The organism is Vitiosangium sp. GDMCC 1.1324, assembly GCF_003044305.1.
Lineage (GTDB): Bacteria > Myxococcota > Myxococcia > Myxococcales > Myxococcaceae > Archangium.
On the sequence record NZ_PZOX01000026.1, the window covers coordinates 44278 to 66618 of the forward strand.

Here is a 22341-nt window from a genome sequence, read left to right on the forward strand (position 1 = left end):
CGTAAAAACACGAGCCCCACGGGATTGGCATGCGTGAGCGTCACGCCGAGCGCGAAAGATGCGCACTCCCAGGACGTCCGGCATGCTGCCCGTGCGGGAGCGCGCAAGAATCCGGGCCGCCCGCGGAGACACGCACGTGACGTCACCGGCCGCCCCCCTCCGCTTCCTCCTCTCGCCGCCGCTCGGAGAGGTGAAGGAGCACGTGCGCGCCGAGCTCTTCAGCCGAGCACTCACCCAGCGGCTGGGCCGCCCGGTGGTGGTGGAGCTGGCCCCCTCGTACGAGGCGCTGGAGCGGGAGCTGGTGGAGGGACAGGTGGACCTGGCCTGGGGCACGGCCGAGCAGTGCACCGACTTCGAGGCCCAGGCGCGGGCGGTGCTGCGCGCCGTGCGAGCCGGGCGCTGGTACTACCACGCGGCCCTGGTGTGCCGGGCCGCTCAGCCGCTCACCCTGGAGACGTTGAAGGGCACGCGCGCCGCCTGGGTGGCCCCGCGCTCCACCGGCGGCTACCTGCTGCCCACGCGCCACCTCGTCGCGAAGGGACTGCTCCCGGCGGACACCTTCGCCCAGGAGCGCTACCACGGCAGCTACCGCAAGGCGCTGCTCGCGGTGCTCGAGGGCGAAGCGGACGTGGCGGCCATCTACTCGAGCCACCCCGAGGAGAACACCGTCCGCGCATACCTCGCCGAGTACGTGGGCGCGGACGAGCGCCGGCTCATCCCCTTCGAGTTCACCGAGCCCACGCTCGCCGACGGGCTCATCCTCACCTCGCGCATGCCCGAGGCGGACGCGGCCGCGCTGGTGTCCATCCTCACCACGCTGGCGGGCGGTGGCGCGGGGTTGGAGCCGCTGCTCGGCCTCTTCGACAGCGAGGGCTTCGTCCTCTCGTCCATGCCCTCGCCCCGGCCCCCGCCGACCCGAGCAGCGCGGAGAGCGGAGTACCTGGCGGCGGAGCTGGACGCGCAGGAGCGGTGCATGCGGCTGTGGTCGCCCTCGGGCCTGGCCTTCGGCAGGGACGTACGCCACGCCGAGGGACGACCTCTGGCGGCGGTGCTGGGGCCCGAGGCGGGGGACGCGCTGGTGGCGCTCGCTCGCGCCGCGCGGCACAGCGGAGTGGGCGGACGGGTGGAGTACCGCATGGAGGTGGAGAGCGAGACGCGCTGGTACGCGGCCGAGGCCACGGTACGCATGTCGGCCACCGGCGGCGCGGGGAGCACCACCACGGCCCTGCTGGTGCGCGACGTCACCGAGCTGCGCGCCCTGGAGGACGAGCTGTACCGGCTGGCCTCGTTCCCGCTGCTGCACCCGGAGCCGATGCTGGAGCTGGGCCCAGGGGGAGAGCTGCGCTACGCCAACCCGGCGGCGCACACGGCCTTCCCGGATCTGCTGGTGCGCGGCGCGGGACACCCGCTGGTGGAGGCGGCGCTCGCCTGGGCGCGGCGCGGCGCGGAGGTGGGCGAGTCCCCTCCGACGGTGCACCTGAGCGGCCGGCACTGGGAGCTGACGGTGGCGCCCCTGGTGGACCGCGGGGGCCTGCGCGTGTTCGCCAAGAACGTGACGGCGCGCAAGCAGATGGAGGCACAGCTCTTCAAGGCGGATCGCCTGGCGGCGCTGGGCTCGCTGGCGGCGGCGGTGGGCCACGAGATGGGCAACCCCCTGGCCTACATGCTGGCGAACCTCGGCTTCGCCCGCGAGGAGCTGGGGCGGATGAAGCAAGCACTGCGCGCGCAGGGCCACGAGCTCTCGGAGGACCTGAACGACGTGCTGCAGGCGCTCAGCGAGGCGGCGGATGGAGCCGATCGGCTGAAAGTGATTGTGCAGGACCTGCGGATGCTGTCACGCGCGCCGCCAGAGCACCGCGAGCCGGTGGAGGTGGTACCGGTGCTGGAGCATGCGCTGAGCCTGGTGCGCGGAGAGCTGCGCCACCGGGCGCGGCTGGAGAAGGACTTCCGGCCGGTGCCGCCCGTGGAGGGGGACGAGGCCCGGCTGGGGCAGGTGTTCGTCAACCTGCTGCTCAACGCGGTGCAGGCGATGAGCGAGCTGGACGCGACGCGCAACGTGCTGCGGGTGGCGACGTACACGGGCCCCGCGGGCGAGGTGGTGGTGGAGGTGCAGGACACGGGAGTGGGCATGCCGCCGGAGGTGCTGGCGCGCCTCTTCGAGCCCTTCTTCACCACGCGGCCGGCGAGCACGGGACTGGGGCTGTCGGTGAGCCACGCCATCATCACGAGCCTGGGAGGCACGCTGCGAGCGGAGAGCCGCGAGGGCGTAGGCACCACGTTCACGGTCATCCTCCAGACCGCGCAGCGGACCTCCTCCTAGCTGGGTGACCAGGCCGGCACGCAGCGGGTCGCGTCCATACCTGATCTCCAGGTTCATCACCAAACGAGCTGAGCAATCCTCGCCCGGCTCGCCGAGGGTGCGGCCACGGTCAAGGAGCTCTCGGCGCCGTTCGTGATGAGCGGCCCCGCCATCTCGAAGCACCTGCGTGTGCTCGCCGAGTACCTGCGAAAGATGGCGTGAGGGGCGCACGGGGGCTCGGCAATTGCCTCCACCTCGAAACTGGTTGCAAAACAAAACCAGTCGAAGTAGTTCAAGACTGCTTGCATGTCGCAAGCGGTCTTCGGCTGAGGTCAGGTCATGGGCAAGCTGGTGCTTTCGATGTTCACGAGCCTCGATGGCTACATCGCCGGTCCGAACGGGGAGTTCATCCCGCCGGACTGGTCGGACGACCTCGAGCGTCACTGGTCCGGCTATGCGCTCCAGCGAGCGAAGAGGCTGCTCTACGGGCGGAAGAACTTCCTGTTCAACAAGGACTTCTGGGGCGCGGCGGAGACGGATCCGAAGAGCCCCGCGGCCTCGATCTCCTATGCCTCCGTGATGAACCGGCTGCCAAAGACCGTGTTCTCCACCACCCTCGAGGATGAGCCGGGCTGGAACGGGACCGTCGTGCGCGACGACCTGCCGGGCGCGGTCGCACGGCTGAAGGAGAAGGACGAGGGCGACCTCTTCATGTTCGGCGGTGCGCGAATCGCCCAGAGCTTCGTCGCCCTGGACCTGTTCGACGAATACCGCCTGATGATCACTCCCAACCTGCTGGGCAACGGCCTGCGGCTGTTCGCGCCGGGATTCCGCCGAATCGACCTGGAGCTCATCGAGAGCCGCTCGCTCAATACGGGGGCGGTGATCCTGCACTACCGGCGACGCCGGGCCGCCTGAACGCACGGGCGTCGCCGAGGCGATGGGCGCTCACCCCATCCGGGCTCGTCAGCCCTGACTCTTGCGGCGGACCAGGCGCAGCTTGCCCTTCTCCCCGGCGCACCAGAAGCCGCCGTCACCCGTTCCCTCGACACCCGCGATCGCCGTCACGGGAACGGCCAGGGCCTCCTCCACCGTTCCATCGGATGCGAGCCGACGCAGCTCACACGGCTTCCCGTCCCCGCTCGCCCCGTGCCAGAGCGCCCCCTCGACACACGACACGCCGGTGACGAATCGGTCCGACGTGAGCGTCTTCACGACCGCGCCCGTCTTCGCGTCGACCTTGTGGATTCTCGCGTCGTCGTACTGGCCGATCCAGAGATGACCATCCGCCCACGCCATCCCGCTGGCATGGCCCTTCCCCGGCGCGGGGAGCTTCCGGACGATGCGGCCGTCGGCCGGCTGGATGACGAGGATCTCTCCGTGCGCGAGCTGATAGAGGTGCTCGCCGTCGAACGCCGTGCCGGCATCGGCGGCCGGAACCGGAAGGCGGCGGACGACCTGCTCGGTCTCCGGATCGAACGCGATGAGCTCGTTGTCGCGCGCGAACCACACGAGCTTCCCGTCGAAGGTGACTCCATGGATCCGCGCGTCGTCCAAGGGGCGGTACTCGCGAACGATCTCAGCGGTGCGTTTCGACGTGCTCATGGCGAGGCTCTCGGGCTTGGGGCTCGGGTTGCGGGTCTTTCGTCAACGACCGCGCCGCTCGTACCACGAACGCCGTCACGGCGGCGCCGGCTCCCGTTGTCGTGGCGACGGTGAGCGCAAGGGATGTCCAACACGCGGGGCACACGGTTCCTCCTGGGTCAGCTCCAAGGAAACCCTAGGGATGCGCGGCGAGACCCGGGAGTAACATTCGTGACGCGGAGAGCGGCGCTCGGCGAGGACATGACAAGTCAGCCGCCCCAGGCGATCCTCGGAGCATGCCGTCCGCTCCTACAGCCCTCCTCGACGCCGGGCGCGCGCTCGCGAGCGGCGAACCCCTGAAGGCGCTCGGGCTCGTCGGACGGCTCGAGAGCGCGCTCGGGCTCACGCTCAGGGGCATCGCCTACGCGCAGATCGGCGATCTCGAGCTGGCGAGGAAGTCGCTCGAGCGGGCCCTCTCGCTCGCGGACGAGCCGCTGACTCGAGCACGCGCCAGAGCAGCACTCGTCGAGCTCGAGCTGAGCACGGGAGATCCCACGCCCGCCGCGCGAGCCGCGAAGGCCTCCGCTGACGAGCTCGCCCGCCTCGGCGATGCGCGCAATGCGGCGATGCAGCGCCTCGTCCTCGCTCGCGCCGAGGTCCTGCTCGGCCGCCTCGGCGAGGCCCGCCGTGTCGTCGAGGAGGTCATGGCCACGGAGCTCGCGCCGGACCTGCGCGCGGTCGCATTGCTCGCCCAGGCGGAGATCTGCCTCCGTGCCATCGCCACCACCGATGCCCGCGATGCTCTCTCCCACGCTCGCCGTGCGCTCGAAGGAGCACCGAATCACCTGCTCGCGCGTGCGCTCGTCGCGCTCGAGCAGGAGCTCTCGCGGCCCGTCGCCCGGATACTGCGCGGAGGCGTACTCCACGATGCCGATCTCTTCGCGATCGAGGACGTCTCTCGCGGCGAGTTCCTCCTCGTCGATGCATGCCGGCGCCTCGTCATTGGCGGACAGATCAGGATCCCGCTCGCGCGGAGACCCGTACTGTTCGCGTTGCTCCTCGTCCTCGGCCGCGCCTGGCCAGCCTCCGTGCCACGAGATGAGCTCGCGGCGCGCGCCTTCGACGTGCGCCGGGTCAACGCCTCGCATCGGGCGAGGCTGCGTGTCGAGATCGGCCGGCTCCGCAAGGTCATGGCCGGGCTCGGCGCGGAGCCGCTCGCCACGCCGGACGGCTACGCGCTCTCTTCGACGCGTGAGGTGGCCGTGCTTCTTCCCCCATCGGAGGACGAGGTCGCACGTGTCGCGCTTCTCCTCGGCGATGGCGCGTCGTGGTCGGCGCAGGGTCTGGCGGAGCATGCCGGCATCTCGAAGCGCACCGCGCAGCGAGCGCTCGGCGCTCTGGTGGCGAGCGGCGGTGCGATCCGGACGGGAACGGGAAGAGACGTGCGCTATACGCGGCCCGGGACGCCCATCGCGTCACGGATGTTACTCCTCGGTCTCGTTCCCAAGACGTAGATCACTCCGTGGCGGCACGAGCGCCGCCCGAAAGCACGGAGTCACATCATGGGCCAGGCGAGCACGAGCACGGTGGAGACGAAGGAGAAGACGCGCAAAGCCGTAGTCACGCACGAAGAGTGGGTCGAGGCCCGCAAGGCCCTGCTCGCGAGGGAGAAGGCTTTCACACGCGAACGCGACGCACTGAGCGCCGCGCGTCGCGAGCTTCCGATGGTGAAGGTCGAAAAGCGCTACGTCTTCGAGGAGTCGAGCGGCAAGCGCACGCTCGCCGAGCTCTTCGATGGTAAGCGCCAGCTCATCATCTACCACTTCATGTTCGATCCGAGCTGGGACGAGGGGTGCAAGAGCTGCTCCTTCGTCGCTGACAACTTCGAGAGCTCCATCGTTCACCTCGCGGCGCGCGATACGTCGTTCGCGGCCATCTCTCGCGCGCCGCTCGCAAAGCTCGAGAGGTTCAAGAAGCGCATGGGCTGGAAGTTCCGCTGGCTCTCTTCGTCGGACACCGACTTCAACTACGACTACCACGTGTCGTTCCGTCCCGAGGACGTCGCGGCGAACACAGTCGAATACAACTACGAGAAGAAGCCCTTTCCGATGTCGGAGGCGCCGGGCCTCAGCGTATTCCTCCGCGAGGGCAACGACATCTTCCACACGTATTCGACCTACACACGCGGACTCGATCTCCTGATCAACACGTACAACTATCTCGATCTCACGCCGCTCGGCCGCCAGGAGCAGGAGCTGCCGTATGGGATGGCGTGGGTGCGCCATCACGACAAGTACAGTGCACCCTGAGCGGAAACGGCGTGAACCCACCAGGAAATTGGGACAATTCCAGGCCAGGAAGAACGCTGACCACCGAGGACTGGATCAAGCGTGTGCGGGAGGGCGCCGAAGTGGTTCCGTGCCTCAAGCGGACCACTCGTCATGCTGAGCTGCGTACCGTAGAAGGGCATCCACGCGCTATCGGCCGGGTTCCGCGCGAACCCGTACGCCTTCTGCCTTCTCCTTCCCCTCGGACTGGTGCTCCGAGTCGAAGAGCTTGGGATCGGTCGCTCCCAGCGCGGCCATGACCCCGTCCAATCGCTCGGGCGTGGCGGAAACCCAGACCACCCTGCGGCTCTGGTCGAGGTCGGCGGCCGCCACGGTGGCGACCTCGGCGGGTGTGACCTTGCTGATCGCGAGCGCGAGCTGGTCGATGTGCCCCACCGGCAGGCCGCGTCGCATGCTGTACTCGAGCTCGTCCGCCACCGCGGTGACGCCAGCGGCATCCGCCAACGCGCTGGCAAGCGCGCGGCGCCGCGCCCGCACGAAGTCCTCGGCCATGGCGCCGGCTCCGGTACGCAGCACCTCGAGCTCGGAGACGATCGCGGTCGCGGCCTTCGCCGCCCTCACCGGCTCGAGGTCGCTCTCGATGTAGAGCGCGCCGCCACCGGTACGCCCGGCGTACGCCACGTTCACGCCGTACGACGCGCCCATCCCCTCGCGGACGATCCGCAGCCGATCGCTGACCATCTCACGCAGGACCAGCCGCGCGGCCTGGTCCCGGTCGGGCTCCGACGCGGTCGCGAACGCCACCACCAGGCCCACCTGCGTGCGGGATGGCTCCCGGAGTCCTATCCAACTCGGCCCCGGCGCGGGCCGGGCGACTGGGACCGTCGCGGGCGGCTCGACGGAGGAATCGCGCCACGGCTCGAACAGCTCCCGGACATGCTGTCGCATCGCCTCGACCTCGAAGCCGCCCGTGACGATCAACGTGGCCCCTCGCGGCACGTAGTATCTCTCGCGATAGTCCTCCAACTCGGCAGGGGTCAGCCAACTCCAATCGTTGCCAGTCGGCAGCGGGGCGGAATAGGGATGCCTGGCGCCGAACAGGAGCTCACGGACCCGTGTCTCCGCTGGATCGACGTCATCCGCGCTGGCACGAATGATGTCGTCGCGGAAGGTCTTCACGGAATCGTCCAGATAGCCACACTGCTCGATGAGCCAGTACAGGCGCCACACGTGCCAGTCAGCCCTGTTGGAGGAACCACGCGCCTTGAACACCGTCGAGGTTTCGTAGACATCCACATCGAACTGGGTGCCGATGCTCAACCCCCATCCGATCAGGAACACGTCGCTTGCCCGATAACGCCGATCCGGGATGGGCTCCAACAACTTGCCGGCAGCGGTGGCCCGGCCCAGGCGTTCAGACGAGTCGGACGCCGAGCCATGCGGGAATACCAACCGCACATCGACCAGTGCGCTGGTGGGATCCGGAGCCAGGACCACGCGGAGCCCGTTCTCCAGGGTCATCTCGTCGATCGTGTCGCTGACCCGCGTGTTGGGCGCGGGGAGCGGGCGCTGGGCCTCCAAGGGATCGACCGGCGCCCGCCACGGAGCGAGATCGAGCTCGCGGCCCGACGCCACCTCGGTCTGCGTGGCGGTCGCCGGATTGCCACTGGGTTCGACCAGGGCAACATGGCTCTTCTCTCGTACGAACCTCGCTCGAGCATAGCGGTCGGCGTCGGCCATCGAAGTGTTCGCCAGGGCCTGCAGCTCGGGAATCATGAAGCCGTCATGCCGCGTGTAGGTCAAATAGTCGGCGAGCCACGCGCCGCGCGTCTCGAATGACTCGTACGACGCCACGTAGCCCGTCTGGAGCCGGTCGATCATGTTCGAGGACTGGTACGGACCGATATCGGTGAACATCGACGGCGCGCGCGTGAAGAGCTCGTCGACGGCGGCGTCGAGACGCTCGGGGTCGTCGACCGAGATCATGACGCGAATCAACTGGGCCCGGCCGGCCCCCGCGATGGAGACGCTCACGTTCGTGATCCAGTCGAGTTCCTCGTCGGCCTGGGCCATGACCCCGCGCAACCGATTGAGCGCCAGTTGATGCAGTACCGCGTCCTTGCCCCCCCACGATGGCGCCGGGAAGAAGACGAGCGCGACCGCATCATCGATGTCGGCCCGGTGCCGTGACCGGGTGCCCGTGAGCCTGGCCTCCTGGACAACGGCTCGCGCGGCGTCGCTCTTGCGTGTAACCCGGGCGAAGCGCGTGCCGATCGCCTGGGAGACCCGGTCGGGGTCGAAATCGCCGGTGACGACCAACATCAGACGATTGGGCGCATAGTGGCCGCCAAGGAAACGACAGGCTTCGTCCTTGGTGGCGTCTGCCACCTCGCGAGTGCCGAGACCGCGCGCGTACGGGTGGTGCTCGCCCCAGACCGCGCGAGAGACTTCCAGGTTGAGCTCACTCCACGGCGTGGTTTTCTCGGCCGACTCCTCCAGCACCACGTCGCGCTCGCGGATGAAGACGTCGTCGTCGATCTGCGCGCAAGTCATTTCGAGGCGCTGTGCCTCCAGCTCGAGCACGTCCGACAGCCGGTGGGCGAGTGCCGTGGCCATGTAGTGGGTGACGTCGTGAGTGGTGAAGGCGTTGTGCTGGAGGGCGGCCTCGCCCAGACGGTCAGCGAGGGTGGCGCGATCCGTTCCCGTCCGGGCCTCGAAAGTCAGATGCTCGACCAGGTGAGACAGGCCAGCGCGTCCGGCGGGATCGTCGGAGGCACCGACGCGGTAGCGGGCATCCACCGTCACCAGATTGGTGCGCCGATCGGGCAACAGCGCCACCGTCATGCCGTTGTCGGCGGTGTACAGAAGAATGTCATGCCGAAATTGGAAGGGCTGGTCCTCGGCGCGCAGGGCTCCGAAGCGAGGTGGATAGCGCAGCCCCATGCACCCACTGGTGGCGGTGGCCAGTGCAACGATGCAGAAAAACCGGCTCATCATCCGTAGCGTGTCGCTCAAGCGGGCCCCCACAGACGGCAGACGGACGGCAGATGCAATCATGAAACAGATGGACAGGGCATGGGGTCAAGCCGTGATGGGACGAGTCCGCGGAAGAAAGGCCCACTTCGTGACGAACGGGAGGGGCCGCCTTGGGCGCAGCGCGTATACTCCGCGGATGCCTCCCCGCTCCCGGCGCACCGCGCCCAGGCGTGTTCGCGCACGCGAGGACTCTCCACCCCCCACGACCCTCCCCCGTGACGATCTGCGTCTGCTCTGGGCAACGCCCATCTTCATCCGCCGCCTGATGCCACCGCCTCCGTGGAACGCGGCCCTTGAGCAGCGCATCCTCGAGCGTCAGGCGCGCGACCCTGGCCGGCAGCGCAGCAACCATGGAGGATGGCAGTCGAGCGACGACCTCTTCGAGCCCGACGGCAACGGAAGCGAGCTCGCGCCGGAGCTCCAGGAGTTGCGCGCGCTCATCCACCGCGCGGTGCTCGATTGCCTGAGCGCCGTGATGCCCGAAGGCGCCGTCACCCGCATCCGCACCCAGCTGTCCGCCTTCGCCAACGTGCTCCCGCGCGGCGGCTACCACACCCATCACGTCCACCCCGGCAGCCACCTGGCCGGCTCCTATTATGTGAATGCCGGCCGCCCCGACCCGAGCAACCCACACAGTGGAAAGCTCTGCTTCTACGAGCCGCGCGCTGGCGGCGCCATGCTCCACAGCCGGCTCCTCGGCTTCGCCGAGGACTTCGACGTGCTCCCTGACACGGGGATGCTCGTCGTCTTTCCCGGCTTCCTCGGCCACTCGGTGCATCCCTATACGGGTCCCGGCGTGCGCATCACCGTCGCCTTCAATGCGTATCTTCAGGAACTCTGAACGGAGAGCAGAACATGAGCAGGCATGTGCCCGTACAACGGAAGACCGCCGCCCCGGCGACGGTGACGACGCCCTCGACAGCCACGGCCCCGCAGGCCGCTCAACCCGCGACGACGAGCTTCGCCAACCTCGATCGCGCCGCCGACCTGGGCCATCGACTCGAGCAGACACCGACGTACGCGACCCCGCCCGCCGCGGGCAGGACGGGCCAGCCCCTGCCAGAGCCGTTGCGCGCCAAGATGGAGACAGCGTTCGGACATGACTTCGCGCAGGTGCGCGTCCACGAGAACGGGAACGCGGCCGCGCTCGGCGCCACCGCCTACACCCGCGGCCACGACCTCCATTTCGCCCCCGGCCGCTACCAGCCAGAGACGCAGTCGGGGCAGGCGCTCATCGGGCACGAGTTGACGCATGTCGTGCAGCAGCGCGCGGGCCATGTCGCAATCCCGCAGGGCAAGGGAGCGCCGATCAACGCCGACCCCGGGCTCGAGGCCGAGGCCGATCGACAAGGCGCTCGGGCAGCCCAGGGGCTGGAGGCGACGGTACGCGGCGTTGGCAGCGGCGTGCAGCGCAAGGCCGTCACGGGCGGAGGCGGCGTCATCCAGTGCCAGGGGAAGTCAGACGATCAGGCCAAGGAAGCTGCCGCAGAATTCGTGAAGAGCCAGGCGAAAAATCACCACAAGCTGGATTCGGGCACTAAAGGCAAGCACCTCAGCAACAAGAAGAGAGAGCAGTACGCCGCGAGTAGCCAAAAGGAGGCCGAGGCGCACCAGCAGTGGCTTCAAGAGTTGCGCGCTCGACGAGAAGCGGCAGACGCAGCTCCCGCGGCTGCTGCGGCCGCTGCTCCCGCAGCTGCTGCGGCAAAAAAACCGGCCAAGAAGAAGAAATGAGAATCGGCGGCTCAGCATCCAGACAATTGGAGCTGTCCGGCGGCGCGCCACGAGAATCGAGGTGGCCCTCGGCTATGCCCACCCTCGGCGCCGCCCCAGGGCCAGGGCGAGCACCGCGAGCCCGAGCCCCCACGCCCCACGCCCCGACGCCACTCCACACCCGAAGCCCACCCGGAGCGCCAGCCCCTCGTCCACCTCGCCATCACCCCCCGCCGAGCTCCCATCGCTCACGGTGAAGCCGAGCGGCGCCGAAGTGGCGCTCCTCGCACCGAGCAACTCGGCCCACGCGCGCGCCTCGTGGGCCCCACTGGCGAGCTCCGTCGAAGGCACGACGGCGAAGCCACCGGACGCGTCCGCCACCACGGGCGCTCCGAGCGGCGCGCCATCGAGCAGCACCTGCACGGTCGCCCCGGGTGCCGTCTTCCCCTCGAGGCGGGGCAGCGGCTCCACATCGGCCGCCCCGGCTCCGGGAGACACCCAGGTGGGCACGGGAGGCACCGAGAAGCCCTCGGTGATGACAGACACGCTCCCATCGAAATTGGAGTCGCCCTCGGAGATGGGCTCGGCGCCCCGGGTGCCGGTGGGCGAGTAGCCCGCGAGCCCCGCCCCCGCCGAGGCCTTGCAAAGGCTCGTCGGCACGCCCCCCGCGGCCTGGACGAACAGCGAGCCGCCTCCGCCCCCTCCGCCGGGAGAGATGTCACTGCTCGCCCCCACGCCTCCCCGGGCCTGGAGCGACGTGCAGCCAAGCCCCTCCGCGATACGCACGTGCACCGTGCCTCCCGCGCCCCCTCCGCCTCCCCCTCCGTGGATGCTCACCGCCGAGGGTGCATCCTGCCCGCTCGCGGTGAGGGTGCTGCCTTCACCGGAGCCCAGGAGCGAGCGCGCACGCACGAAGAGGATGCCGCCGCCCGCGCCTCCCGAGGAGCCCTCTATTCCCGCGCCACCACCGCCACCGAACAGCAGGCGCTCGCGCGGGCTCGAGTACCGCAGCGGCATACCGCCCCGGCCCCCCACGTCGCGCACCGTCTCCTGCGAGGACATTCCGCCCTTCCCTCCCCTGCCGACGTGGCCGCCTCCGCCTCCCCCCGAGTCATGGCAGTTGCCTCCGCCTCCTGCATTGGCGAGCCGCCCATACCCATGGGTTGGCGCACCGGAGAGTCCGCTGGCGAGCCCCTCGCCCTTGCTCGCGCCTCCTCCGCTCGGAGCGTCCCCGTCCTCCTGAGCGCAGCCGTAGAGCGCCGTGGCCACTCCCGACTCGGCCTCGCCTCCCCGATAGCCCGCGCCCTTCGCGCTCAGCCCGCCCTGGTTGTAGACGGTGCCGGTGGCCAGGAACGCCAGCACTCCGCCGCTCCGCCCGTTCCACGGCCGCGCCCGCAGCGAGCCGCGCTCCGAGATGCGCACCTCCGTGAACTCGGGCACGCGCACCACCTGGGACACGAGGGCAAAGCGTCTCAAGAGCGGCGCCTCGAGCCGCAGCACTCCGGGTGCCACCCCCAACAGGCGAGCCAGTTCCCACCGGCCGGCGCCCCAGTCCTGCACGTCGAGCGTGTCTCCCCCCTTGCGGTACTCGTCGAGCGGCAGCTCGTCCCCCACCTGCAGCACGAGCACCAGCTCGCCCGGGGCGAAGGCCGACTCGTCCGCGACTCCCAGCTCGGTGGCCCCCGCGGGCGCCTCGGCGGTGAGCGGCGTGGACGCGTTGATGACGACCCCCGCCTCCACCACGTCCAGCGCGCCATGCTGGCCATTGCCCAGGCCAAACACATCCGCGTCGGCGCGCACCGCCGCCGGCAGCAGTGCGAGCACCAGGGCCATCAGCCCGAGCGGGAACCCCGGCACGGTGCCCGGGACGAAGCGGCGCGAGGCAGAGGGCGGCACGGTACACCTCCAGAGTTGCCACTCGTCATACGAGAAGACGCGGGAGAGCGGCAACTCCGGGAGGCCGTGCAGGGACGACCGGTCGCCTCAGAACCGGCCCTGTGCGAGCGAGAACACGGGCACCATCCGGCCCGGACGCGAGGCATCCGCCGTGAGCGTGGGCAGCGGAGCGCCCACGGAGACGCGCGAGCCGTTGACGTTCACCAGCGCGGCAGTCACGGACGTGGCCTCGAAGGCGGATGGATCCGGCTCGCGGGTGAGGTGGACGACGATGGCCTGCACCAGCGAGACGAGGAGCCAGCTGCCCACGTGGGTGGGCCAGAGGACGAGCTCGAGGCCGTCGTAGCGCAGCGGCTGGGCGGCCCACACAGCCCAGTAGGCCGCGTAGGTGGCGACGCCGGAGAGCCACGTCCACGGGAAGCTGTGGAGGTAGCCCCGGTCAATCTTGGAGATGAGCCAGATGGGCAGCGCGCTGAGGAACGGGAGGACGGCTCCGTTGAGGATGATCATCGTCTGGATGCCCGAGCCCAGGATGGTGCGAGTGCCCGCGCCACCGTTGTAGGTGGAATCGAAGGCGGCGGTGCCGAAGAGGGCGAGCGTCTCCACGGCCCACATGGCGGAGCCCACGAGGAGCTGCGCGCCGAAACCCGCGGAGAACTGCCCGAAGGCGCGCCAGAAGGAGAAGGGCGAGGAGCGCGGAGACACGCCGACTCCGGGGTCATGCTCGTGCGAGAGAAGCCTGTACCCCGAGGAAGCGGCGGCGACCGGTGCGAGCAGGCTCAACGCACGAGTCTCCTGAGCATCGAGCCGAGGAGCATCCGCAGGGGAGAACTGCAGGACGGACAGGACGAGCAGCGTCGCGAGCATGAGGACTCCGGTAGGAGGGCGCCGGAAGGGCGTCTGGAGGAGTATGCCTTTGACCTCTGTCCGGAGGCAGGATGGATGCGCCTGCACGTCACGCCGGTGACAGGAGCCAGGCCCAGGTGGGGCGCCCCCGCCCCCCTCGCGTTGACGACCCGCCGGACGTGGGGTATTCGTGGCACCAAGTAGAAATTGATAATGATTCTCAATTTCTACTTATCCCTGTAGCGCCGAGTCCCCCATGAGCGTCACCTTCCGCAAAGTCATCTTCTGGCCGCACCTGGTCGCCGGCATCATCGCGGGGCTCGTCATCGCGATCATGTCCATCACCGGAGTGGTGATCGCCTTCGAGCACGAGCTCGTGGACTGGGCCGACCATGAGCGGTGGGTGCAGGCGCCCGCGCCGGACGCGCCCCGGCTGCCCATCGACGAGCTGCTGGCCCGCGTGCGCCAGGCCCGTCCGGAGGCGAAGCCCTCGGGCGTGACGGTGTACCCCGAGCCGACCGCCGCCGTGCTGGTGAGCATCGGCCGTGGCAGCGGGGTGTATGTGAATCCCTACACGGGCGAGGTGAAGGAGCAGGGCGCCAAGGGCCTCCGCAACTTCCTCCACGTCATGGAGGAGTGGCACCGGTGGCTCGGGGCCCAGGGCGACAACCGCGCCGCCGGCCGCGCCATCACCGGGGCCAGCAACGCCGTGTTCCTCTTCCTCGCCGTCTCCGGCCTGTACCTGTGGTGGCCTCGCAAGTGGACGTGGCGGACGGTCCGGCCCACCGTCTGGTTCCGGAGCGGGCTGCGGGGCAAGGCTCGTGACTTCAACTGGCACAACGTGCTCGGCCTCTGGTTCCTCCCCGTGCTCGTCGTCCTGACGGCGACGGGCATGGTCATCTCGTACAAGTGGGCCTCGGACCTCGTCTACACGCTCACGGGCAATACGCCCCCCGCCACCCAGGGCCCGCCCACGCCCACCGTGGTCAAGGTTCCCGAGCCGCCCGCCGGTGCCACGCCGATCGCGCTCGACACGCTCTTCACCGAGGCCCTCGCGCAGGTGCCCGCCTGGGAGAACATCTCGGTGCGCCTGGGCGGTGGCCCCGGCGGCCCCCCTCCCAAGCCGCAGGGGACGCAGGCCCTCACCTTCTCCATCCGCGAGCCGGGCGCCTGGCCCCTGTTCGCGTCCACGCAGTTCGCGATGGACCCCTTCACCGGCAAGGTGCTGCTCCGCGAGACCTTCGCGGACACCAACACCGGCCGCCAGGCCCGCACGTGGATCCGCTTCCTGCACACGGGCGAGGCCCTCGGGTGGGTGGGCCAGCTCATCGCCGCGCTCGCCTCGCTGGGGGGCGTCGTCCTCGTGTGGACCGGCTTCGCCCTGTCCTGGCGGCGGTTCTTCCCGCGCCGCAACGCCCGCACCACTCCCGCGGAGGTCCCCGCGGCCACGGAGCAGTCCGAGCCGACGGCCTGACGGCCGCTGCGTCGCACGAAGGAGGCTCGGCGCGGGTGGCGCAAAGGGTGCGCACGGAGAGGCTCCGTGTCGCGGATGTGTGCGGTAGGAGACCGGCGTCTCCGCGTCCCCGCCGCGTCTCTGCTAACCTCGTAGAACGGCGACCCACGCCGCTCCCTCCATGCGCTGTCCGGACTGTCACCGCCGTCTTGCACACGGCATCGCGTGTCCCCTGCACGCGCAACGGCCCCGGCCCATCCCGGAGCCGGAGTCCCTCGCGTTGCCCCAGGTGCCCGGGTTCCAGCTCCGCGCGCTGATCGGCGCCGGGGGCTTCTCCCGCGTCTTCTCCGCCCGGCGCGAGGAGGACGGGCGCGAGGTGGCCCTGAAGGTGGCGCTCGGACCCTTCGCCGCGCGCTTCGCCCGTGAGGCCGCCGCCCTGCGCCGCGTGGGCCCTCCCATCGTCCCCGAGCTCTTCCTCGAGGGCTCCGCCGATGGCCGCGCCTTCCTCGTCCTCGAGCGCCTGCGGGGCCAGACGCTCGCCGCCTGGATGGCCGCGCTCCCGGGCTCCGGCGCCGCGCCTCTGTCTCACGTGCGCGACGTGCTCGCCGGACTGTGCGAGGCCCTCGGGCGCGTCCATGGCGCGGGGCTCGTCCACCGCGACCTCAAGCCGGAGAACGTCTTCCTGCGCGAGGGCGGCGCGCTCAGCCTCCTGGACTTCGGCCTCGCGCGCTTCCTCGACGCCTCCGACCCCGACGAGCCCGAGGAGTCCGTCAGCCTCACCCGCACCGGCCAGCGGCTCGGCACCGCCGTCTACATGGCCCCCGAGCAGTGCCTCGAGTCTCGCGACGTGGATGCGCGCACGGACCTCTACGCGCTCGGCGTGCTCCTCTTCGAGCTGCTCACCGGTGCCCCTCCCTTCACCGGCGGGCCAGACGAGGTGCTGCACGGCCACGTCAGCCTCCGGCCGCCCCGGGCCTCCGAGCATGCCCCCGTGCCGCCGGCCCTCGACGACGTGCTGCTGCGCTGCCTCGCCAAGGACCGGGCCGCGCGCTTCGCCTCCGCCGCCGAGCTCCTCGCCGCCTTCGACACCGCGTGCCGCACCAGCCCCGGCACGCCGGTGGCCACCGTGGACGCGCTCGCTCCCGCGCGTCCCCAGGGCGTGCGCGCGGTGGCGCTCCTCGGCGTGCGCGGAGAGCTGGACGTGGATCAGCTCGCCGCGGCCGTGGCGCCCGAGGGCGGGCTGCTCGCACGCGTGCACCCGGGCCTGTACCTCGTCGCCTTCCCCGAGCACCCCTCGGCCGAGGCGGGACTGCGCGCCGCCGCCCGCGCCGCCCGCCAGCTCACCCGCGAGCCCGGCACCACCGCCGTCCTCCACCTCGCCGAGCTGCGCGTGCGCCCCGGCACCACCCTCTCGCGCATGGCGGGCGCGGCCCTGGAGCAGCCCGAGTCCTGGTGGCCTGGCGCCCCGGGAGACACCGCCCTGCTCGCCACGCCCGAGGCCGCCGCCCGGCTCGGAGAGGGCGCGACGACGCCCAGCCCCTCGGGCGCCCTGCTGCTCTCGGGAGACTCCTCCCTCACCCGGACCCCCGCCTCGGCCGAGCCCCCGCCCCTCCTGGGCCGCGACGCGCTGCTCGACATGCTCCTCGCCGACGCGGCCCGCTCCTTCTCGGGCCACGGCCCCGGCCTCGCCGTCCTCACGGGAGAGCCGGGCCACGGCAAGACGCGCCTGCTCGACGCGCTCGCCGCGAGGTTGGAGGCGGAGGGCCACGCCCGCGTCCTCCGCCTCGCCGCGCCCCACCCCGACGCCTCCGGAGCGGATGCCCTCCTGCATGCGCTGTGGGCGTGCGGCAACCCGGATGCGCCCCTCCCCTCCGCGCCCTCCGGAGCCCGGCGCCATGCGCTCGCCCGCGCCGTGGCCGAGTCCCTGCGCCACCTCGCCACCCAGAGGCCGCTGGCCCTCCTCCTGGACGACGCCCACCAGGCGGACCCCACCAGCCTGGATGCGCTGGAAGTGGCCACGCTCGCCGCGCGGGAGGTGCCCCTCTGGGTATGTGCCGCCGGGCGTCCCGAGTTGCTGGGCCTGCGCCCCCTCCTGGGCGAGCGCGCCGGCCAGCCCGCGCGCCATGTGCTGCCTCCGCTCGCGCCCGAGGCCAGCCGCGCGCTGCTGCTGCACCTGCTGCGTCCCGCCGAGTTCATCCCCGAGCCGGTGCTCGCCCGCTTGGAGCAACTGACGCAGGGCGTGCCGCTGTCGCTGGTGGAGGTGGCCGGAGCGCTGCGCACCTCGGGGGCCCTGCGCGCCACGCCGCGGGGCGAGTGGTACGTGGCCGCGGACGAGCTGCTGCACGTCTCGGTGACGCCCCTCTTCGAGCGGCTCGCCGCGCGGGCCCTCTCCGTGCTGCCCGCGGCGCACCAGGGCCTGGCGCAGCTGTGCGCGGTGCTGGGCCAGGAGCTGACGGTGGCGCAGGTGGACGCGGCGCAGCGGCACCTCGACGCGAAGGAGGACACGGCGCACGTGGCCGGCCTGGACGCGGGCATGGGGCTCGCGCGGCTGGAGCGCGCGGGGCTGCTGCGGGCGGTGGATGCGAACCGCTACGCCTTCCGCCAGCCCCAACTGCGCGAGGCACTCGAGCGCGCCCTGCCCGCCCCCTGGCGCCGGGCCCTGCACGCGGCGGCCCTGCGAGGCCTCTCCGGACAGGGAGACGCGGAGCGGCGCCGGCGAGCACGCCATGCCGCGGCATGCGGCGCGCACGAGGAGTCCTTCACGGCCTGGTTCGCCCTGGGCGAGGCCGCGCGCCAGGCCCACCGCTACGTGGAGGCCGAGCAGGAGTACACCCACGCCCTGGCGCAGCTCCCCGAGGGAGACCCGGCGCGGCGCGCGCGCGTGCTGGCGGGACGGGGCCGGGTGCGCTACCGCATCCACCGCTTCCGCGAGGCCCTGGCGGACCTGGGCGCGGCGCGGGCGCTGGCCGGAGCGCTCGGGGACACGGCGCTGGAGGTGGACCTGCTGTTGGAAGAGGCCACCGTCCTGGACTGGCTGGAGGACGCGGAGGGCACGACGGCGCGCACCGGAGAGGCGTTGGAGAAGGCCGAGTCCCTGGATGATCCACGCCTGTCCGTGCGCTGCTCGCTGGCCCGTGCGCGCCAGGCCTGGAGACAGGGCGACTGGGCGAGGGCGACGCGACTGCTCACCGCCACGGTGGAGTCGGCCACGCTCGCGCGGGACACGGAGACGCGCGTCATCGCGCTGATGATGCAGGGCACGGGGCTGGCGCTGGCCGAGCAGGTGGAGGCCTCCGCGCGGGCCTTCGACGAGGGGCTCGCCCTGTGCCGCAAAGAGGGGGACGCGCTGCACGAGGCCGCGACCCTCATCAACCGCCCCTTCTTGTGGCGCGCGCGGGGCGATGTGGAGTCCGCGCTGGAGGACCTGCGGCGCTCCACGGCGCTGGCGCGCGAGCTGGGCCACCCGCAGGTGGAGCGCTGGGCCTCGGGCAACCTCGCCGAGTTCCTCCACTGGATGGGACACACCGGGGAGGCGTACCGGCTGGCCCGGCGCGCGCACGAGCTGGGGGGGCGCTTCTTCGGCGAGCACCCGGTGGCGGTGGACGCGGTGTTGCTGGCGCGCGTGTGCTCGGAGCGCGGGGACCTGGCGCAGGCGCGCGGATTGCTGGACTGGCTCTCCACCCACTGCCGTCCCGAGCACACCCCGCCCAACACCCGGGCCCTGTGGCGGCTGGTGGAGCTGCTGGAGCGCGAGGCGCGCACGGGCACCCGGGACGCCGGGGAGTGGAAGGCGCTCGCCAGCGAGTCCCAGCCCAACACCTCGGGCGACGAGCTGACGGAGGTGCTGTACCAGGCCGCCCGCTCCGCGCTCCGGGCCGGGTGCCGGGACGAAGCCCACGCGTGGCTCTCCCAGGCCGAGAGCACCGCGGCGGCCTCTCCCCTGTGGCACTCGCGCCTGGACGCGCTCCGCGTTGCCTGGGAAGCAACACCCGGCGCCCAAGGCCCGTCGCTCCCCGAGCCACAGGAGCCACAACCTTCCCCCTCTTCACGAGGAGAATGAAGCACCCGCCCAGGTGGCCCGCCCCGTGCAATCGAGCCCTCGCATGAATTCCCCGCGAACTAGGACCTCCCGCCGTTCCATGCACTTTCGGTTCCACTCGCTCGCACTGGGGGTAGCCATGCTGCTGGGGGCTCCGGGCTGTCAGCCGGAGGACCTGACCCGGAGCGAGGAACAGGAAACCACCTCCCTGGAGCGGGGGATGCGGGTGGCCAACTCACTCACCACACAGGCGCTGGTCCTCAACGCCATCTCCACCAACCCCATGGCGAATGATCTCCTGGTGGGTTCCGGGTTGGCGCAGCTGTTCCACCCGGTGACGGGCAACGGCTACCTCCGGCAGCAGCTCCGGGACGTGGACGCGCAGCACTTCATGTCGTACCTGGTGAGCTGCGCGCTCCCCGCGGGCAACAGCATCGCCTGGAAGGATCCACTCACCCTCACGCAGAAGACATGGGAGGGGCTCGCGGGCCTGTGCCCCGAGTGGGAGACCAGCGCCCCGTCGAGCGAATGCAAGAACCGGATCTCCTCCTGTCTGCTGGCGCGCAACAACGCCTACGGCCGCCGGGTGGAGCTGTCCATTCGAGGGGAGGACGCGCAGCATCCCGGGCGCTTCCCACTGGAGGCGCAGACGCGGCCGGTGGAGTTCGACCCGGACCTGGGAGGAGGCCGGGTGCCGAGCTTCAACGCGTGCACGACGGCGCAGAGCACGATGAGCCGCGACTGTGGCTGGAAGGCGGACTTCATCGGCCGGTGCGTGCCGGGGCAGACGGTGCGGCTGGGAGCGGGAGGCAAGGCACCGGACCAGTGCACGGGCTCGGCGCTGGGCTCGTCGAGCGGCGCGCGCATGATGCTGCGCGTGTGTGACGACCTCATCGGTTGCGATCAGGGCAGCGAGCGCAAGCTGGCCGACAGCCAGGGCACGTGTAGCGGCCTCAACCCCGCGGTGACGTTCACCTGTCCGACGTCGGGCCACTTCAACGTGATGAGCGCGCCCTACGACAGCACGCTGGTGGGCGCGGTGACGGTGGCAGTGGAGACGAGCACGTCGGCGTTCACGAGCTATCGCCTGTCGGAGAGCACGGTGTACGGGTTCCGAGAGGGCGCCTACTACGGGAACATCTTCGACTCCTCGGCGCTGGCGGCGAAGGTGTACGTCGAGGACAACGGCGAAATCCGAGGCAAGAACCAGGTCGTCCATGGCTCGGTGTACAGGAAGATGTTCTCCTGCCAGGCGCCGGAGTGGAACAACGCGGCGGCGTATGCGTCGTACCGGGTGTGCGCGCTGCCGTCTGCCGGGTCCAACTGCGCGGCCAAGCCGACGGGCGCGTGCATCGACTGGACGGACCGGACGTACCCGGCCTCGAAGTGCAAGAAGGAGGATGGTCTGGAGGTGTCGGGGGATAAGGACTTCGAGGAGTGCTACGATTCGGAGGGGAATATGTGGAAGGAGCCCATCACCGTGTTCCTCCACGAGCCGTGTGGGCTGCTGCCGGGCGTCCCGTCCGAGTACTGCACCTGGCGCGGCACGCCGAAGTAGAGGGAGTACCCGCGGCATGACGGACAGGCGGGACGAATCCCCCGGAGCAGCCGAGGCCCGGGCGATGTACGGCGAGGAGCTGTCGCCGGGGGCGCTCGTGGGCGGCTACGTCGTCGAGAGCACGCGCTACTGGGGGAGCGTGTCGACGCTCTACCGCGCCCGGGACGCGCGTACCGGAGTCGCCGCGGCGCTGAAGGTGATGAGGCCGCAGTTCGCCGCCGCGCGAGGGGCGCTGCGCCGCTTCCAGCAGGAGGCGGAGACGCTCAAGAGGCTGAGACACCCGCACATCGTGGACGTGCTCGAGCACGGGACGCTGCCGGATGGACGGCCCTTCATCGCCATGGAGTGGCTGGAGGGGAGGGACCTGGCGGCGGAGCTGGCGGCGAGAGGGCCCTTCTCCGCGCGCGAGGCGCTGGAGCTGGTGGAGCAGGTGGGCTCGGCACTGCGGGCGGCGCACGGGGCGGGAGTCATCCACCGGGACCTGAAGGCGCAGAACGTGGTGGTGCGGGCCGGGGGAGCGGGGTTGGGGGTGAAGCTGGTGGACTTCGGGGTGGCGAAGCTGCTCGGGCCCCAGGAGTCGGGCATGGCGGCGACGAGCACGGGGATGGTGCTGGGCACGCCGCTGTCCATGGCGCCGGAGCAGATTCGAGGGGAGACCCCGGACGCGAGGACGGACCTCTACGGACTCGGAGTGCTGCTGTACCAACTCGTCACGGGGAGGCCGCCCTTCCAGGGGACGACACTGGTGGAACTGGAGGAGCAGCACCTGCACGCGCCGGTACCGAGGGCGAGCGAGCGTGCGCCGGTGCCGGCGGCGCTGGACGCGGTGGTGGGACGGTGCCTGGAGAAGCGGCGGGAGGACCGGTACGCGGACGTGGACGCGGTGCTGGAGGCGCTGCGGCGCGCGGTGAGGGGGGAAGGCGCGAACCGGGCCAGACAGGTGCGGGCGGTGGGGCTGTACGTGGAGGCGCGCATCGACGGGCAGGTGGACGACACGACGCTGGACGCGGTGGACGCGCTGCTGGAGCGCTCGCGGACGAGGATGGACGCACTGGGGCTGGCGGTGGTGGTGGAGGGGAGCAACTTCCTCTTGGGGGTCGCAGCGCTGCCGGATGCGGAGGACGCCGAGCGGGAAGCGCGGCGGCGGGTGTTGGAGCTGGCACTCGCGGTGGCGGCGGAGCCCCACGCGGAAGCGAAGCTGGCGCGAGTTTCACTGGCGCCCACGCTGCACGTGGACACGGCGATGCTGAAGCCGAACACGGGGGGGAGACCGGGCCTGGGAGGAGGCCGGCTGTTGCGGCTGTCGGCCTGGACGGGGGGACACCCGGGCCACGGCGTGCTGGCGACGGAAGCGGCGCTCTCGGGGCTGGAGGACACCTTCCCCACGGGAGTGCTCTCCGGCCGCGAGGGCCTGCGCCACGTCTGGAAGGGAACGTCCTCGTAATCATCGAATGAGCTGCCAATCGGGCACGCTCTCGACCTGTCCACGCGCGGTGGCATTGACCGTCCAGAAGGGTCCCCCTACCCTCCGCCACCTCATGCGAGTTCTCGTGGCCTCCCTCTTGACGGGCTTGGCGCTCGTTCCCATGGCTTGTGCACCCGCGCAGCAGCCAGGAGTCATCCTGGTTCCAC

The 22341-nt window shown here is 70.9% G+C and carries 15 protein-coding genes; 11 read left to right on the forward strand and 4 right to left on the reverse strand.

The window, feature by feature from the left end:
- Nucleotides 1-58: 58 nt before the first annotated feature.
- The 3 genes from DAT35_RS47890 to DAT35_RS47900 all read left to right on the forward strand — a co-directional run bounded on the left by DAT35_RS47890 (nt 59) and on the right by DAT35_RS47900 (nt 3217).
- Nucleotides 59-2320 (forward strand): PhnD/SsuA/transferrin family substrate-binding protein, encoded by a 2262-nt coding sequence (locus DAT35_RS47890; protein ID WP_233262139.1) that lies wholly within the window; start codon nt 59-61, stop codon nt 2318-2320.
- A gap of 75 nt (nt 2321-2395) precedes the next feature.
- Nucleotides 2396-2521, forward strand: a complete 126-nt coding sequence (locus DAT35_RS47895) for an ArsR family transcriptional regulator (protein WP_233262153.1) — start codon at nt 2396-2398, stop codon at nt 2519-2521.
- 117 nt (nt 2522-2638) lie between these two features.
- Nucleotides 2639-3217: a dihydrofolate reductase family protein gene (locus DAT35_RS47900; protein ID WP_108076063.1), complete on the forward strand. Its 579-nt coding sequence runs from the start codon at nt 2639-2641 to the stop codon at nt 3215-3217.
- Between the two features lie 48 nt (nt 3218-3265).
- Here DAT35_RS47900 and DAT35_RS47905 read toward each other — a convergent pair whose 3' ends face one another.
- Entirely contained in the window at nt 3266-3904 is a 639-nt protein-coding gene (locus tag DAT35_RS47905; RefSeq protein WP_108076064.1) for a PQQ-binding-like beta-propeller repeat protein, read from the reverse strand.
- A 275-nt stretch (nt 3905-4179) separates the two neighbouring features.
- Between DAT35_RS47905 and DAT35_RS47910 the strand changes: the two genes are divergently transcribed.
- Both DAT35_RS47910 and DAT35_RS47915 read left to right on the forward strand, forming a co-directional pair.
- Nucleotides 4180-5397 (forward strand): helix-turn-helix domain-containing protein, encoded by a 1218-nt coding sequence (locus DAT35_RS47910; RefSeq protein ID WP_108076065.1) that lies wholly within the window; start codon nt 4180-4182, stop codon nt 5395-5397.
- Nucleotides 5398-5445: 48 nt separating this feature from the next.
- Nucleotides 5446-6192 (forward strand): DUF899 domain-containing protein, encoded by a 747-nt coding sequence (locus DAT35_RS47915; protein ID WP_108076066.1) that lies wholly within the window; start codon nt 5446-5448, stop codon nt 6190-6192.
- Nucleotides 6193-6360: 168 nt separating this feature from the next.
- On the opposite strand, the gene DAT35_RS47920 is transcribed toward DAT35_RS47915, so the two are convergent.
- Nucleotides 6361-9186 (reverse strand): pitrilysin family protein, encoded by a 2826-nt coding sequence (locus tag DAT35_RS47920; protein WP_158502175.1) that lies wholly within the window; start codon nt 9184-9186, stop codon nt 6361-6363.
- 157 nt (nt 9187-9343) lie between these two features.
- On the opposite strand from DAT35_RS47920, the gene DAT35_RS47925 reads away from it, so the two are divergent.
- The gene (locus DAT35_RS47925; RefSeq protein ID WP_158502176.1) at nt 9344-10048 is read left to right on the forward strand and encodes a TIGR02466 family protein; all 705 of its coding nucleotides are present in this window, start codon (nt 9344-9346) and stop codon (nt 10046-10048) included.
- A 14-nt stretch (nt 10049-10062) separates the two neighbouring features.
- Entirely contained in the window at nt 10063-10938 is an 876-nt protein-coding gene (locus DAT35_RS47930) for a DUF4157 domain-containing protein (RefSeq protein ID WP_108076068.1), read from the forward strand.
- A 72-nt stretch (nt 10939-11010) separates the two neighbouring features.
- On the opposite strand, the gene DAT35_RS47935 is transcribed toward DAT35_RS47930, so the two are convergent.
- The gene (locus tag DAT35_RS47935; protein WP_108076069.1) at nt 11011-12813 is read right to left on the reverse strand and encodes a hemagglutinin; all 1803 of its coding nucleotides are present in this window, start codon (nt 12811-12813) and stop codon (nt 11011-11013) included.
- An 87-nt stretch (nt 12814-12900) separates the two neighbouring features.
- Nucleotides 12901-13680 (reverse strand): hypothetical protein, encoded by a 780-nt coding sequence (locus DAT35_RS47940; protein WP_108076070.1) that lies wholly within the window; start codon nt 13678-13680, stop codon nt 12901-12903.
- Between the two features lie 235 nt (nt 13681-13915).
- Here DAT35_RS47940 and DAT35_RS47945 point away from each other — a divergent pair, with 235 nt between their 5' ends.
- The 4 genes from DAT35_RS47945 (at nt 13916) to DAT35_RS47960 (ending at nt 22153) form a co-directional block, all read left to right on the forward strand.
- Nucleotides 13916-15133, forward strand: coding sequence for a PepSY domain-containing protein (locus tag DAT35_RS47945; RefSeq protein ID WP_108076071.1), 1218 nt, complete (start codon nt 13916-13918; stop codon nt 15131-15133).
- Nucleotides 15134-15401: 268 nt separating this feature from the next.
- Nucleotides 15402-19172: a serine/threonine-protein kinase PknK gene (locus tag DAT35_RS47950; RefSeq protein ID WP_369946365.1), complete on the forward strand. Its 3771-nt coding sequence runs from the start codon at nt 15402-15404 to the stop codon at nt 19170-19172.
- Nucleotides 19173-19251: 79 nt separating this feature from the next.
- On the forward strand, nt 19252-20709 hold the full coding sequence (locus DAT35_RS47955; protein ID WP_108076073.1) for a hypothetical protein: 1458 nt from the start codon (nt 19252-19254) through the stop codon (nt 20707-20709).
- Between the two features lie 16 nt (nt 20710-20725).
- Entirely contained in the window at nt 20726-22153 is a 1428-nt protein-coding gene (locus DAT35_RS47960) for a serine/threonine-protein kinase (RefSeq protein ID WP_108076074.1), read from the forward strand.
- Nucleotides 22154-22341: the final 188 nt, after the last annotated feature.